At 39.8% G+C, this 15171-nt stretch carries 13 protein-coding genes; 8 read left to right on the plus strand and 5 right to left on the minus strand.

Annotation, left to right across the window (positions count from 1 at the left end; translation table 11 throughout):
- Window positions 1-177 precede the first annotated feature (177 nt).
- The 4 genes from FNZ24_RS06405 to FNZ24_RS06420 all read right to left on the minus strand — a co-directional run bounded on the left by FNZ24_RS06405 (window position 178) and on the right by FNZ24_RS06420 (window position 5789).
- Entirely contained in the window at window positions 178-846 is a 669-nt protein-coding gene (locus FNZ24_RS06405) for a hypothetical protein (protein ID WP_153913638.1), read from the minus strand.
- Between the two features lie 209 nt (window positions 847-1055).
- The gene (locus FNZ24_RS06410; protein WP_153913640.1) at window positions 1056-3704 is read right to left on the minus strand and encodes an SO2930 family diheme c-type cytochrome; all 2649 of its coding nucleotides are present in this window, start codon (window positions 3702-3704) and stop codon (window positions 1056-1058) included.
- Between the two features lie 272 nt (window positions 3705-3976).
- Window positions 3977-5044 carry a DUF3083 family protein gene (locus FNZ24_RS06415; RefSeq protein ID WP_153913642.1) on the minus strand — a complete coding sequence of 356 codons (1068 nt, stop codon included), beginning with the start codon at window positions 5042-5044 and terminating at the stop codon, window positions 3977-3979.
- A gap of 181 nt (window positions 5045-5225) precedes the next feature.
- Complete coding sequence (locus FNZ24_RS06420) at window positions 5226-5789, minus strand: arylesterase (protein WP_153913737.1); 564 nt, start codon at window positions 5787-5789, stop codon at window positions 5226-5228.
- 67 nt (window positions 5790-5856) lie between these two features.
- Here FNZ24_RS06420 and FNZ24_RS06425 point away from each other — a divergent pair, with 67 nt between their 5' ends.
- From FNZ24_RS06425 to FNZ24_RS06440, 4 genes are all read left to right on the plus strand, one after another.
- Window positions 5857-6609, plus strand: coding sequence for an ABC transporter ATP-binding protein (locus FNZ24_RS06425; protein WP_153913644.1), 753 nt, complete (start codon window positions 5857-5859; stop codon window positions 6607-6609).
- The gene (locus FNZ24_RS06430; RefSeq protein WP_153913646.1) at window positions 6609-9092 is read left to right on the plus strand and encodes an ABC transporter permease; all 2484 of its coding nucleotides are present in this window, start codon (window positions 6609-6611) and stop codon (window positions 9090-9092) included. The genes FNZ24_RS06425 and FNZ24_RS06430 overlap by 1 nt, the downstream gene beginning before the upstream one ends.
- A 100-nt stretch (window positions 9093-9192) precedes the next feature.
- On the plus strand, window positions 9193-9486 hold the full coding sequence (locus tag FNZ24_RS06435; protein WP_153913648.1) for an antibiotic biosynthesis monooxygenase family protein: 294 nt from the start codon (window positions 9193-9195) through the stop codon (window positions 9484-9486).
- Window positions 9487-9699: 213 nt separating this feature from the next.
- Complete coding sequence (locus FNZ24_RS06440) at window positions 9700-10578, plus strand: LysR family transcriptional regulator (RefSeq protein ID WP_153913649.1); 879 nt, start codon at window positions 9700-9702, stop codon at window positions 10576-10578.
- 169 nt (window positions 10579-10747) lie between these two features.
- Here FNZ24_RS06440 and FNZ24_RS06445 read toward each other — a convergent pair whose 3' ends face one another.
- On the minus strand, window positions 10748-11647 hold the full coding sequence (locus FNZ24_RS06445; protein WP_153913651.1) for a TIGR01777 family oxidoreductase: 900 nt from the start codon (window positions 11645-11647) through the stop codon (window positions 10748-10750).
- Window positions 11648-12096: 449 nt separating this feature from the next.
- On the opposite strand from FNZ24_RS06445, the gene FNZ24_RS06450 reads away from it, so the two are divergent.
- From FNZ24_RS06450 to FNZ24_RS06465, 4 genes are all read left to right on the plus strand, one after another.
- Window positions 12097-13224 (plus strand): AI-2E family transporter, encoded by a 1128-nt coding sequence (locus FNZ24_RS06450; protein ID WP_153913653.1) that lies wholly within the window; start codon window positions 12097-12099, stop codon window positions 13222-13224.
- A gap of 46 nt (window positions 13225-13270) precedes the next feature.
- Entirely contained in the window at window positions 13271-14200 is a 930-nt protein-coding gene (locus FNZ24_RS06455) for a class I SAM-dependent methyltransferase (RefSeq protein WP_153913655.1), read from the plus strand.
- 511 nt (window positions 14201-14711) lie between these two features.
- On the plus strand, window positions 14712-14870 hold the full coding sequence (locus tag FNZ24_RS06460) for a periplasmic nitrate reductase, NapE protein (protein WP_102528770.1): 159 nt from the start codon (window positions 14712-14714) through the stop codon (window positions 14868-14870).
- Between the two features lie 40 nt (window positions 14871-14910).
- Window positions 14911-15171, plus strand: coding sequence for a chaperone NapD (locus tag FNZ24_RS06465; protein ID WP_153913658.1), 261 nt, complete (start codon window positions 14911-14913; stop codon window positions 15169-15171).

The raw sequence follows: 15171 nt of genomic DNA on the forward strand, positions 1-15171 counted from the left end.
ATTCATCCAACAAAGAGTAAAATGCTTTTAGTCGAACCCTTTGGGCAGCGTTTGTTGGCCATTTTTACTGTGTTATCGACTTTTTATGTAGAATAACTACACCACAAAGCCTCTGCCTTGTATAAATGGCCAACAATTCGCTGCAAAAACAACCTTGAAAGATCAACAGGCCCTAGTTTAAGCTTTGCGCTGACGCACCGCTTCAAATAAACAAATACCCGTTGCAACCGATACGTTTAAACTTGAAACATGTTGCCATTGGTAAGTTAACGCTGTCCAGCCAGCTTCACGATGGATCATCAACCGGGTTTCAATCAACTTTTCATTGTTTTCGCCTGTTGATTGAGTATCAAACGGTAAGGCAAAGCTTTTGACTAATACACTGCCAACAGGGAGTTGAAAAACTTGTTGCGGCATGAACTTCATTTGCTGGTTTTCAGGCAAGAATACAAATCGGTATTTACTTGCGTAGTTAGAAAATAACTCAGTAGACAATTGATAATTAATTCCTGGGGCTCTTGGAGCTTCAGTTGGCTTAGTCGGCTCTACAAAAAGACTATAATCGCTTAAATTAGGGCAGTCCTTGGACATCAATGCATCCCAGTTAACCTCTGTGTTGGTTTGCTGGCAAACATCGTCTGCAACATCTGGCTGCTCAGGGGTTGTTGGCGTTGAAGGCACAGACGGCGTAGAAGCATCCGTTGACTCGTTTGTTTCAATATTGTTTGATTCATTACTGTCAGACCCACCACAGGCCAACAAACTGAATGCAATTAACGATGCTAATATTGTTTTCAGAATCAAAGATTTTGTATCTAGGCTAGTCATATCTGTGCGTTCTGGCATTGAGGTATCCTAGGTTGGTGATTCGGGGGTATTTATTAGGTTTGGGTTATTGGGTTTAGTTTGTTTTGAGTGTTAACACTCTTGAGCTAATATCCAGCTCATAAAAATTATTGGTTAATGACTGGTTGTTAATCATGATTTTTGAAAACGGTTGAGATAATGAAATGAATAGAGGATGAGCCAAAGCTCATCCTCTATTGGTCAAGTTTTTAAGAACAAGATGCAGCAGGTAATCGCTTAATCCATTCATTGATTAAGGCAACACCTTCATCATGGGATAAGCTGCGACCAATTTCAGGCATTCTATCGCCTGGGTCGTTGGTTTCCATACGGAAGTGCAAAATTGATTCCTCTGGGTTGCCTGGGACAACATCAAAACCTAAGGTACCGCCGCCATAAGCCACTGGTGACTTACAAGTACCATGAGAGAAGCCTGCATCTTCATCATAACTACGCCAATACTCAAGTTTTAAACCTGTATTTGATGCATTGCCTTCTGGGCGATGACAATGTGCACAGTTAATATCCAAGTAACCTTTAGCTGCTGCCATTAATTCTGTATCTGACATTGATGCAATATTATCTTCATCTCCATCTTGATACTCTGGCACCATATCGACATCAGACAATGTCGGTAAACCTTGTAACATGCCTGCCGATTGCCATTTAGTTAACTGATTCATGCTGCCATCACTGTAGACATAATCTCGATTTAAGTGACGAGCTTTCGGACCAATAGGCATGAATACCGCATTACTATCAGCATCAGCTTTAAATTGATGACATTGCTTACATTGATTCATGCTTGGAACAACATAGTCAAAGCTAAGCATTTCCCCCTTATGGGTGACTTGTTTACCTTGAATAGCCCCGGCTTTTGCTAATACAGCATCTGATTTGTCAGCTTTCCAAACATAAGGCAGTGCGCTCCAGCCCGTTTCACGGTGAATTAGCAATCGAGTCTCTATTAAATCTTCATTTGCAAAGCCGCGTGCATTGGTATCAGCGGGCAGAGCAAATGTTTTACTGATGACTGTACCCACTGGGAAATCAAATGATTCGTTTTCACTATAATTTGCAGTGGTTCCATCAGGTAAATAGACAAAGCGATATTTAGTCGCGTGATCAGTAAATAATGGAGTATTCAAATCATAAGCTAATCCGTTAGAGTTAGGCGCATCGGTGGGATTTGTCATGTCTGCAAACAGATTATAATCAGATAGGTTTGGACAGTTTGCTTTAAGTAGTGCATCCCAGCTTACATTGCTGCCAGAAGCTTCACATAAACTTAGGTCACCGTCGCCTTCAAGGCCACCTTCACCCTCACCAATAGAACCACCACCGCCAATTAACGTACCGCCATCACAACCTTCTGTTTCATCATCAACACCACAGCCGAAGATCTCATCGCCAAAGGTGACGGTATGAACAGGCAAACTGACTTGTGAACAAGCCAAAAGGTCTGTTTGAGGAGCTTGTAACATTGCTTCAGGTAGATTTTGATCTGTATTTGAATTGGCATATAAGCGACCAACACTGACATCGCCATTGTTGGTTATACAAGTGTTGTCACTGCCGTCTTCTGCGAATGGTAATTCTTGCAAACCGAGATAAGCTGCAGTGCCATTATTAGATAATGCTTCACCTAAGCCATCGTAAATAATACCAGGCATTTGCCCGTGAGTGAGTACATAAGCTTTAATAATGTCATCAATCAAATGTCCATTAGGTTTTTGGCCGTAATCACTAATGTTATTGTCATGCACATGAATATTTCTTGGAGTGGCACGCCAGCCATCACTAATGGCTTGTCCTGGCTGGGCATAGTTACCTACAAACGTGCTTATATCTCTTTCTGCTACGAAGAAACTCGTGATGGCAACCGCTAAGCTGTCATGGTTACTAATGTCATTGTTGAATACTTCTACATCATCTGTAGAAAGAATAATGACACCAGTTCCAGGAGGGACAATGTGGACACCACCAGGGTTAGATGAAGCATTGGCGAAGTTTTTAGTGTTGTTATTGTGAATTTTATTATTAAACACACGAACACTTGAACCATATCTTTGGTTATTGATTGGTAAATCAAATACTAATACGCCACCTGTATTGCCTACTGCTTCATTGTCATAAACATCAGCATATTTAGAATTTTCGATTTCAATACCTGCGACGTTCTCTTTTGCAATATTACGACGCACAACAATATATTGTGATTGGCCTACGTAAATACCGGCGTCTGCACTACCGCGTACATAGGTATCTTCAATTAAGATATTTTCACACTCGACAGGGTAAAGACCGTAAGCACCATTATCTTTATCGAGCTCACCATCCCAAATAGTTGCCAGTCTTCTTAAGATAATTCCGTTAGTATTTTTAAGCTTGATGCCGTTACTTTTTGCTTCATTAACGGATAAATCTTGAATGATAATATTGACTGCATTTTGCACGAAAATGCCGTCACCAGAGTTTGCTTCAGAGAAATCGAGTACGGTTTCATCTTGCCCGTAACCCATAATGGTCACGTTTTTAGAAAACACACCATCGCCGTCAACATCCCCATCAAATAATAATGTCGACTCGATTTTAAAGTTACCCTTTGGAAGTACAATGACATCATTACTTTGAGCATTGATTAAGGCTTCTTGGATACTGATAGTGAGGTTTTCACCAGCTTCGACCATGATTGCATCTTCAGGAAAGGTTGGCCCGGTTTCTGCGGGTGGCTGAACAACTGGAGGGGTTTCTGTGATTGTGGGTTCATCATCGTCAGAACCACAACCCGATAAACTCATAGTGACTGCTGTTGCTACTATGGTAGGCACCAACCATGGCATCTTCTTGTTAAACATAGCATCTCCTGCTTTTTATTATTTATTGCCTACTCCTTAAGTTCCGCTAGAGGAGTGGATACGATTTATTTCGTATGTTCTCCAACATGCCTTGTTTGATAAATGTTAATCAATGTGAGATCTGGCCACATTTAATTAACATGCGGTGGTGGTGGGGAGTTGAAGTAGATGTTTTTATTGCAGTAATAAAAAACGACAGCCTAAGCTGTCGTTTTATGCAAACCAGTTAATTTTTCGTTCTTTAACTAGCGAAAAAAGCAGTGATTATGTATTTAAGCTTTGTAACTTAAATGCTGATGGAAACCTATCGTTAAATTAACATGCTCTTTATCAAAGTCGATGTCACCGATAAATTTTCGCATGGCTTCTTCAACTTGGTTCATAAAGCGGCCATAGCCACCATCAGAAATATTGCTATCATCTGCAACAACCACAAAACGTATCGCTTCAGCTATGACGTTTCCATCCCAATGACATATAGGGCTTGCGTCGGTTGCGCTTGGGTCAAAACCAATCATTTGTAATTCATTGGTACTTTCTAAATCTTCGAACTTACTGTTACGCACTAAAGGGTATTTACCATTAGCAACTACAGCCAATTTATTCAGTTGTTTAGATTGAGCTGCTTCAATAAAGTTTTGGCAAAGTTTTTGGTAACTATCATTATAGTTTTCGTGTTTTTCTGCTAGAAGCTGATTTTTAATTCGGCGACCAATTGGCATAGTGATCATAGCGTAAGAAAGGGCACTGGCTTCTTCTGGTAATGGACAGTCACGATGTTGATAACGGCTATTTAGTGCTCTTAACTTGTAGCCGTAGGTTTCTTTGTGGCCTTTATTTTTGGCATATAGGTCATAAGAAATATGTTGGTGATCGCGTATTTTAGTCGCTAGACCTTGGATAGGTAATTGAGGCAATAAAGCTTGAGTAAAATCTCGGATCCGTGCGTGGAAATTTGCAGCATTACTACGAATTTCATCTCCAGTGGCTAAAAACACCACCTTGAGCTTTTTAGCGCGATAATCGGCAACCATGTGTAAACTGTTCGCTTCATGATATGCGGGATTGTAGAAAAAGCGAAGCTGCTCTTGAGTTGAAAAACAGTAAACTTCGTTATGAAAACGTACAACAGGAAGTTTATCTGTCGCAACAACGTGGACATTATAAAGTTCTAACTTATCAGCAGTTTCAAAAACAAGTTTGCTAAATTCTTGGTAACAGTTTTCTAAGCTTTCATAATGCGAGATAAACTCATCAGTAAGTGGGAAACCAACGGTAATATATTGATTTTTTCTGGTCGTTGTAGGTAAGTAAACTTTCTTTTGCCGACTGATAGCCATGAGATTTCCTTGTAGTCATAAACCAAATACTAAACATTGTTGCTTAAAAACAGTAATGTAAAATTAGTATTTTAGAACGTTTGAACAAAGTTATTTGTTTGTCATTCTATATGTTAAAACTTAAAATAAAATTACTTTCTTACTCTAATTGCTTACTTTAGGTGAAAAATTCTAACCTTGATTACTTTTTTAACGCATCTTTGATCCACGGTGACATCCATTGCGTAATTTGAGGTTGAGCCTCGACATTTGGATGAATACCATCTCGTTGCATTAAGTCTGGGTTTGGCGCAATTTCGAGCATAAAGAAAGGCACTAATGCAATGTCAAATTCATCGGCAAGTTGATGGTATACACCATTGAACATTGATGTGTATCTAGGGCCGTAATTTGGTGGCACCATAATCTCGGTGAGTAGAACATCAGCGCCGCTCTCTTGAGACAAGCTAATGATTTTTGTAAGATTTGATTTCAGCTTGTTAGGCGGAAAACCACGAAGACCATCATTGCCACCCAGCTCTACAACAACTAGGTCAAAGTCAGTGGAGGCCAGTAAATTCGGGAGTCTACGTAAACCACCAGCGGTGGTTTCGCCACTGACTGAACCATTAATTATGTTGTATTCAGGGTGTTCATCACGTAACAATTGTACCCAACCTTGTTCTTCTGACATGCCGTAACCTGCACTTAGACTATCACCTAAGATTAAAATCGTGGCAGCATAGCTAGAAGTAGAAATAAACATTGTTGATGCAACAAACAGAAATGCCGCAGTAAGCTGGCGTTTAGCTGGTAAATAAAAGAAGGATCGTATGTCGACTAATTTTGCAAATAATTCAAGTGCCATTAATGTTACTAACCTCAATAAAACTGTAGTGACCCAAGAGGGAGAGCTTACTATCCTCAATGGCATTTATATGGATGTCAAGCAGGGTGACAGTATTGCGATCCTTGGTCCATCTGGTTCTGGTAAATCTACCTTGCTCGGCTTGTTAGCTGCACTCGATACACCAACTTCAGGTGAAATATTGCTGGATGGTCAGGCATTATCAGGATTAAACGAAGAACAAAAAGCGGCACTACGTAAACAAAAAGTCAGCTTTATTTTTCAATCCTTTATGCTTGTCGACACTTTAACTGCCCTTGAAAACGTAATGTTGCCAGCTGAACTAGCAGGCGTTGCTAATGCGCGTGAGAAAGCAGAAAACATGCTTGAACGTGTTGGTTTATCGCATCGTTTAACCCATCTACCTAAGCAATTATCTGGCGGTGAGCAGCAACGTGTTGCTATTGCACGTGCATTTATCTGTGAACCTAAAGTGCTATTTGCAGATGAACCAACAGGTAACTTGGATAGCGCCAACGGTGACAAAATTGCCGATATGCTGTTTGCTTTAAACCAAGAAAGTGACACAACCTTGGTTTTGGTGACTCATGATTTAGAGTTGGCCAAGCGCTGTAAAAGACAATTAGTCATGGATAATGGCCACTTGTCAGAGCCAAATGCCGAACAAAGCCCTACTGAACATAATACTGCAAAAGCAGCGAATGAGGAGGCCTGCTAATGGAGTTACAATTAGCGTGGCGCTTATTCAAAAGAGAGCTAATGCAAGGGCAGTTACTGCTCATTGTATTAGCAATTACATTAGCTGTGCTGTCGGTGAGTGGGCTTGCCAGAGTCAGTGAGCGTTTACAAGTTGCCATTAATGGTGAAGCAGCTAATTTTATTGCCGCTGATAGGATCATTGATTCGCCTGTTGAGCTTGATAAAAAAGTGCTTGAGCTGGCTGAGTCATTAGATATTGCCCATGTAACAAACATGACCTTTAACTCAATGGTTTATGCCGGCGATAACTTCCAATTAGTCACGATTAAAGCCGTTGCTGATGGTTATCCGCTTCGAGGCGAAATTGAATTATCTTCAGGTGTTACTCAGGCTTTACCCAAAACCGGCGAAGCTTGGTACGAAAATAGATTAGGTGGTTTACTGGGTTATCCAACGACTCTGGAACTAGGTAACACTGAGTTAAATTTATCCGCTGAAATAAATCGATTACCCGATGCTGGCTTTAATCCGTTTGCATCGTCACCAGTGTTATTGATGCGTTTGGATGACGTGGCAGCAACGGGAATTATTCAACCTGGTAGCCGCGTTAATTATATTTATCAGTTCGCAGGAGAAGCCGCTGCGTTAACTGAGTTTGAAACTCAAGCAAAACCATTACTGAATAACAGCCAACGTTGGACAGATGTTCAATCTGGGGATTCTCCTATTGCCTCAGCGGTTAAACGTGCCGAGCGTTTTTTATTATTGGCAAGTTTATTGGGGATCGCTTTAGCGTGTGCCGCTATCGGTATTGCGGCTCAGCGATACTGCCAACGACACTATGATGTCGTGGCGATGCTAAAAACATTTGGTGCATCTTCAACACAAATTCGAACCTTGTTCGGCATACATTTAATGCTCGTTACTTTAGTGGGCATCGTTTTGGGTTTATTAGGTGGTTTACTGCTTGACCTTGGGATTAATCAATTTTTACCTGCAGAAATTGCTGCATATTCTCCACCATATTCAAGACCATTACTGTTAGGTGTGACTACCGGTTTAATCAGTGCCTTTATGTTCTCGGCTTATCCTTTGATGCGCTTACTGGCTATTCCGCCATTAAGAGTATTGCAGCGACAGTTAGAAGGCTTGCAGTTTGGCATGTGGTTGCACCTATTACTGAGTTTGGGCGCAATGGCTTTACTGGGTTATTTATATTCTCGCAGTATCGCATTGACCATGACAGTGGTATTAGCAGTTTTACTGTTAGGCGTGCTGTTAAGTATTTTAGGTTTCGCTATGATCCGTCTAGGTCATAGTGTCGGGATGAAAACCACTAATCCATTGCAGTTAGCATTAGCGGGACTTAGACGCCGTGCAAGGCAAAATGCTGTTCAGCTAGTAGGTTTTAGTAGTGCACTGGTTTTACTGCTAACAATTCTGGCCCTCAGACAAGACTTATTGAATGAATGGCAAAAGCAGTTACCAGAAGATGCGCCCAATTACTTCTTGGTGAACATCGCCCCAGAAGACACTAAACCTCTTGATGACTTTCTTGATAGTAATAAGATAATTGCGACTGATATTTACCCCGTTATCCGTGGTCGATTAACCCATATTAACGATGAAGAATTGATTTCACGTCAAGAAGAAAAAGACGGAATTGAAGGCCGTGTTGGGATATCTCGAGAATTAAATTTAACTTATCGAGAAACATTACCCCCGAACAATGAAATTACTGCAGGTACCTTTAATCAGGCCGATGACGAGGTTTCTGTTGAAGCTGAAGTTGCTGAGCGACTCGGTTTATCACTAAACGATACAATGACGTTTAATATTGATAACCAAAGCTTTAGCGTTAAAGTCACCAGCTTTAGGCAAGTGCAGTGGGAAACTCTACAACCTAACTTTTTCATGATTTTTAAACCTAAAGCACTGGAGCCGTTTTCTTACACGTCTATGGCAAGTTTTCATCTAAATGATGAAGATTTGAAAGCCAATGGCAGTGACTTAACGGCGAATGCAGTGGTATTGCAGCTTATTCAGCAGTTCCCAACTATTTCAGTGATTGATGTTGGGGCTATGGTAGGGCAGTTACGCCAAATCATTGAACAAGTTTCCCTTTCTCTTTCTTTGGTTTTAGCCTTAGTGTTGTTAGCAAGTGCCTTAGTCTTGATTGCACAAACTGAAGCTGGCATGGCAACCAGACAACGCGAGTTAGCTGTGCTGCGAACCTTTGGAGCTTCAGGTTGGCTGCTGCGCTCTGCAACAGGGCTTGAGTTTGCTTTACTCGGTGCTATAGCAGGTATTCTGGCCGTTATTGTAGCTGAATTTGCACTTTATATGCTTAAAACTCAAGTGTTCGAGTTGGTGGTTTATATGCATTGGCCTTGGTGGGGGATTTCACCTTTGGCTGGCGCAGCAGTGGTGGCATTTTTAGGAATGTGGCGCTGTCGCCAATTACTCAACCAGTCTTGTAGTGACTTGCTAAAAGCGGGCTAATTAGGTGAGCGCACTTCGCAACATCATTGCCATTTTTTTGGGGCCAGGTTTAGGGATTTGATTGCGAAACCTGGTTTAGGAAATGAATAAAGGAATGAGTATGTTTGCGGTAATTTTTAAAGCAAAAGTGGGCGCTCAAGATCGGCATTATATTGATACTGTTGCTGTTATGCGCGACTTGGCGTTCGAGCAATATAATTGCATAGACTTTATTGCCGTGTCAGAAGGCGAGCAAGAAATTGCGATATCTTATTGGCACAATGAAGATGACATCAAGCGTTGGCATGATGACTCAAAGCACGCCGTTGCGCAGAAGTTAGGCCAACAAAAATGGTATTCATCCTACACAGTAGAAGTGGTGGAAATTAAAAGAAAGTATAGTTTTGGTGAGTAAGAAGCTGACTTAACTGTTTGTTTGATTAGCTATTTTTTACCAAGCTATTTGTTTATTTAGGTTATTCTGTGTTTATGATGCCGTTAAGTTCGCTTAACGGCATTATTTTTAAATAGTGGTATCACCTTAGATAAAAGTTATTAATATCCAGTAGATGAATAAATTTTTGTTATAGTACTTAAATCGTTAACGTTAGTATTGAGCAGTGAATTTATGATAAATCAAAAGTGGTTATCGACTTTTCTTAAGCTTGCTGAAGTAGGGCACTTTACCCAAACTGCTGAGCAATTATTTATGACTCAACCAGGCGTTAGCCAGCATGTTCAAAAGTTAGAACAACAGTTAAACGTACAGCTAATACAACGTTTTGGTAAGCGTTTTGAATTAACAGATGCGGGAATGCAGCTGCAGCAATATGGTGAGCAGCTATTAAAGCAACAAGAGCAACTGTTAAGTGACATACAACTGGACTCCCCTTATGTCGGTGAATGTCGTTTTGCGTGTTCTGGCTCATTGGCAATGTGGTTGTTTCCACACTTTATCGACTACCAAATATTGCACCCTGAATTGTCTGTATCAATAGAAGCTGCGCCAAATAAAAGAGTGATAGAGCAAGTTATCAATAATGACATTGATATTGGGATTGTGACGCAATTTATCTCTAACCCTGAGCTTGAGGTAATGCCTATTGGTGATGATAATTTATGCTTGATTGTGCCAGCAGCGTTGGAAGGTGAGGAGATTAACTTCGATAAGTTAATCTCACTTGGTGTCATTTCACACCCTGATGCAATGCATTACCTACAACAATTAGTCAGTAGTAACTATAGTGATGAACAAGTCAGTTCGCTCCCTATCGCCAGTTATGTCAACCAGTTAAGTCAGATATTACTGCCTGTTTCGAAAGGCCTTGGGTTCACTGTTTTGCCGGAATTTGCTGTTAATAGCTTCGAGCAACAAGAGCTTATTTCGGTGGTAAAACTGAAGCATCAAGTCAAAGAACCGCTTTACATGATCCGTAAAAAGTTTCGCCCTTTACCAAAACGATATGAGTGGTTTGTCGAAACAACCACAGGGCTTATCAATCAATAAAAACAATGTGGTAGCGTAGAGAGTAGAGTCATTTTAGATAATGCTAATAATACTTCATAACGATTAAACGACTTTAAAAGGCTAATGAGATGAATGGATCTCATTAGCCTTTAAGAGCTATTTTCTGTATTGGCTTTGTTAGTTTTAGAGCCGCTTTGCTTTTAATCTCTTAGGCTTTGAGGATTGAGTCTAAAGCTGGACTAATATCTGGATATTTGAAGTTAAAACCTGAAGCAAGTGTGCGTTTAGGCAATACAAACTGACCTTCAACAATCAAATCGGCCATTTCTCCCATTGCCAGTTTTAGTGCGATTACTGGTGTTGGGATTACTGCGGGACGATTTAGACTTGCACCAATAGATTCGGCAAACAATTTGTGATTAACCGGATTTGGGGCTGTTGCGTTAAATACACCTTGAGCTTCATCAGTCACTAATAAGTGTTGAATTAAATGGGTTAAATCGTCGATATGTATCCAACTAACGCCGTGTAGACCTTTCCCAATAGGGCCGCCGAGACCTAGTTTAAATGGTGGCAACATTTTGGCTAATGCTCCGCCATTTTTGCCCAATACAATGCCAATCCGTAGTACGCATACTCTTGTGTTTTCTGATTGAGATTTTAAGGCTAAATGTTCCCATTCACTGCATACTTGGTGACTAAACTCATTGTGGGCTTGACTGTCTTCATCTACAGGAGTGCTGCCTTGGCGTCCATAAAAACCAATCGCAGATGCACTAATAAAGCTTGCTGGTGGTGTATCACTTTGCTTAATTAATTGAGTTAACATCGCTGTGATGTTCCAGCGGCTGTCGCAAATGCGTTGTTTTTGTTGGTTGCTCCAACGTTTCCCGACAATCGGTTCGCCAGCAAGGTTAATAACAGCGTCGTAATTGTTGAGGTTATTGAGTTTATCTAGGTTGTCTAGGTACTTATGTTGTCCACCCAGTGTCGCTGTAGCGTGTGAGATATTTCGAGTCACAATCGTGAGCTGGTGAGATTGTTCACTAAGCAATTTAACTAACTGTTGTCCGACAAATCCTGTTGCGCCAGTCATTAATATATTCATATTCTCACCACTTAATCGGTCGAAAGGTGTTGGTTTAATCTATCTAGGAGCTTGATTTTAAATAGCTACGCTTAACAAGTTATTACGCAATGCAGTCGATGCTAGATCAATTTACACAACTAAAATGGTTTAAGTCAGCTATTTCAGCTCATTTAACTCCAGTTCAGCTTTTACTTGTTAAAGTAGTACGGGTTTTTAATTAAATAGCTTTAAGATAGTCATTCATAGTCAACTGATAACGAGTATAATGCGTAAGTTATTCTTATTGTGCTAGTTTAATAGTAGATTTTATGTTCAAAGTTGATGAAATATACAATTTACGTATCCATGTCTTAAGATTTTAATATCAAAACTCTTTAATCATCGCTTTAAATAGCCATTGGAGTAATGATTAATGAAATCGAGTCATACAATTCAATAGAGTTCAGCAATATAAAAGGGTATTAAATATGAGTGGCGGTAATTCTTCATCGATGGCGTTACGTGGTTTCGCTATCATGGCTTGTTTGGTCGTGATTCTAGCGGGCATTAAAACCGCAAGTCCTATCGTCGTGCCATTTGTGTTATCTGCATTTTTAGCCGTAGTCTGTAATCCAGCAATTCAATTTATGACTCGTTACCGTGTACCTAAATGGCTATCGGTCATCTTATTAATGATGTTTATTGTCATGATGGGGTTATGGCTTGCAAGCTTAGTAGGGAGTTCAATAAATGAATTTACCCAACAAATGCCGTTTTATCGACAACAATTAATTGAACAGTTTTCGTGGATCTTGGAAAAACTAAACGCGCTGAATATCAATATTTCTAAAGACAAGGTATTGGAATATTTCGATCCAGGTATGGCGCTTAGTATGACGACTAATATGTTGTCGGGTTTAGGTAATGTAATGGCCAATCTATTTTTGATTATTTTGACCATTATTTTCATGTTATTTGAAGCTCAATCATTACCGAAAAAGTTTCATTTAGCGTTAGATGATCCTGATATGCGTTTAAAGCAAATTGATAAGTTTTTGCACTCTGTAAATCAATATATGGTCATTAAAACGCTTGTCAGTATTGCCACAGGTATCATCATCGGAGTGGGTTTATCGGTCATTGGTGTCGATTATGCTTTGTTATGGGCTGTTTTAGCGTTCTTGCTTAACTATATTCCGAATATTGGTTCTATTATTGCGGCTATTCCTGCTGTGCTATTGGCCTTTATTCAAATGGGGCCAGGAGCTGCAGGTGTTACAGCATTATTGTACCTTGGTACTAATACTGTAATGGGCAACGCTGTTGAACCCAGGTTTATGGGCAGAGGCTTAGGTTTATCTACGTTAGTGGTATTTCTATCATTAATCTTCTGGGGCTGGTTATTAGGCTCTGTAGGTATGCTGCTTTCGGTACCATTGACTATGATTGTTAAAATCGCACTTGAATCCAGTGAAGGCGGTAAATGGTTTGCTATTTTATTGTCTGACGTTACCCCTGATGAAGATGACAACAGTAAGGTCAGCGAAGAAAATTCAGCATCAACAGATGATAGCTTGGCATCAACAGATGATAACAAGACTGTTGATAAAGCCTAATAAAACTGAAATCGTAATTTAATTAATTAAAGTTGTGAAAGTATAAATGAATTTTGTAAGTGATGATTTTCCGCTAGGGCAAGCACTTGCTCAAGTGAAATTAACCAATGAACTTAGCCGCATATTTCATGGCCGTGGCGGCCGTTTTGAAGGTTTTGAGCATCTTTGTTTAGATTGGTTTAACCCTGTTTTGCTATTAACTAGCTTTAAAGAGTTATCAGATGCTGAACGTATTGTGCTAACTGATGCTATCGCAGAAGTATGGCAACAACATCACAGTGAACAGCAGTTCAACCTCGTATTCCAATACCGTAATGCTGGTAGAACCGTCACTGATATTGTAGCAGGTGATGTTCCTGAGAAGCACATAGTGACAGAAAATGGTGCAGACTTTTTAGTGCATCTTCTGCGTGGTCAAAATCACGGCATTTTTCTCGATATGGCTAACGGTCGTCGCTGGGTTAACACTCACGCTAAAGATAAAAAAGTATTAAATCTATTTGCATATACTTGCGCGTTTTCTGTCGTCGGTTTACAGGGCGGTGCGACTGAAGTTGTTAACATGGACATGAGCAAAGGTGCACTAAGTATTGGTAAACAGAATCACCTTTTAAATGGTTTTGAGTCTGGTGCGCGTTTCTTAGGTCATGATATTTTTAGATCATGGGGCAAACTGACCAAATTGGGTCCTTATGATTTAATTGTTGCTGATCCACCGAGCAATCAAAAGGGCAGTTTTGTTGCAACTAAAGATTATGTAAGACTTTTACGCAGGTTGCCTGAATTACTTGCTGAAGATGGCGAAGTGTTACTGTGTTTGAATGCGCCAGAGTTAGGCTGTGATTTTTTAATGCAGCAAGTTGAAGATACAGCACCAAGTCTTGAGTTTATTGAGCGGATTGATAACCCTGAAGTGTTCGCAGATATCGACGAGCAGAAATCACTTAAGGTTCTCCGATATCGAGTAAATAGTTAAGTAAGATTAACAATTGAAAGTAGCACTTATTTAGCACAATTGAATATTCATTCAATTGTGCTTTTTTATTGCTCTCGAATTCAGATAATAAATGTGCGTTAAATGTTGTGTTGCAAAAGCAGACTAGTTGAAGATTTGTCGTTTACATTTTCGACTATAAATACAATTCCAAAGCACAAAATCAAGCCACCCACTCCAATTAACAAGTTGATAACTTTTGCAAAAGCGACTATACATACCTAAGCATTGCATGCAGTATCAAGATGCTTTCGCAATTGTTTTATTTATGTAAATTAATTCTCACCCTTATTAGGTCTAGTTTCTTAAGTCAAACATAAATCTTTATAGGGCAAGTGTTTAGTTTGATTTTATGATCTAGATCAACAAAGTTTCGTTTTACCAATTTGTGAGTATATAGTTTAGTCTTTGATTAAAGATAAAATTCTCGCAAATCTTAGTCGGTAACAACTAAGTTACATCACTTTCATTAGATACCTCTGCTGGAGGCTCCATGAGTACAGATCCGCAAAGTGAAAAAAGCCTAGAATTTAAAATTTTTATCTTCTTAACGGTTTTTTTAGCGCCAATCTTGTCAGCACTTTTAGTCAGTGCACTCGGTTTTACCATTTGGTTCAGTCAAATCCTTTCAGGCCCGCCAGGTGCTGGTTAGTCTTTAATAAATAACAATAATTAATAGAGAAATTGTGTCGATGAGCAAAAAAGAAATCCATGTAACTAGCCTAATTGTACAAGTACAACCTGAACAAATGGCTGAAGTACGTCAAAAAATTATGGCGATGGAGAATGCTGAATTATCAGTGAATAACGAAATGAAGATTGTAGTGGTGATTGAAGGGCCTACTCAGCGCTCTTTAATGGATGACATCTCTACTATTAATGCTATTCCTGGTGTGTTGACTGCCACCATGGTTTATCACCAAAGCGAAGAGCTAGAAGAGGGTGAAGAATGA

The sequence above is a fragment of the Shewanella sp. TC10 genome (assembly GCF_009663145.1).
Lineage (GTDB): Bacteria > Pseudomonadota > Gammaproteobacteria > Enterobacterales > Shewanellaceae > Shewanella.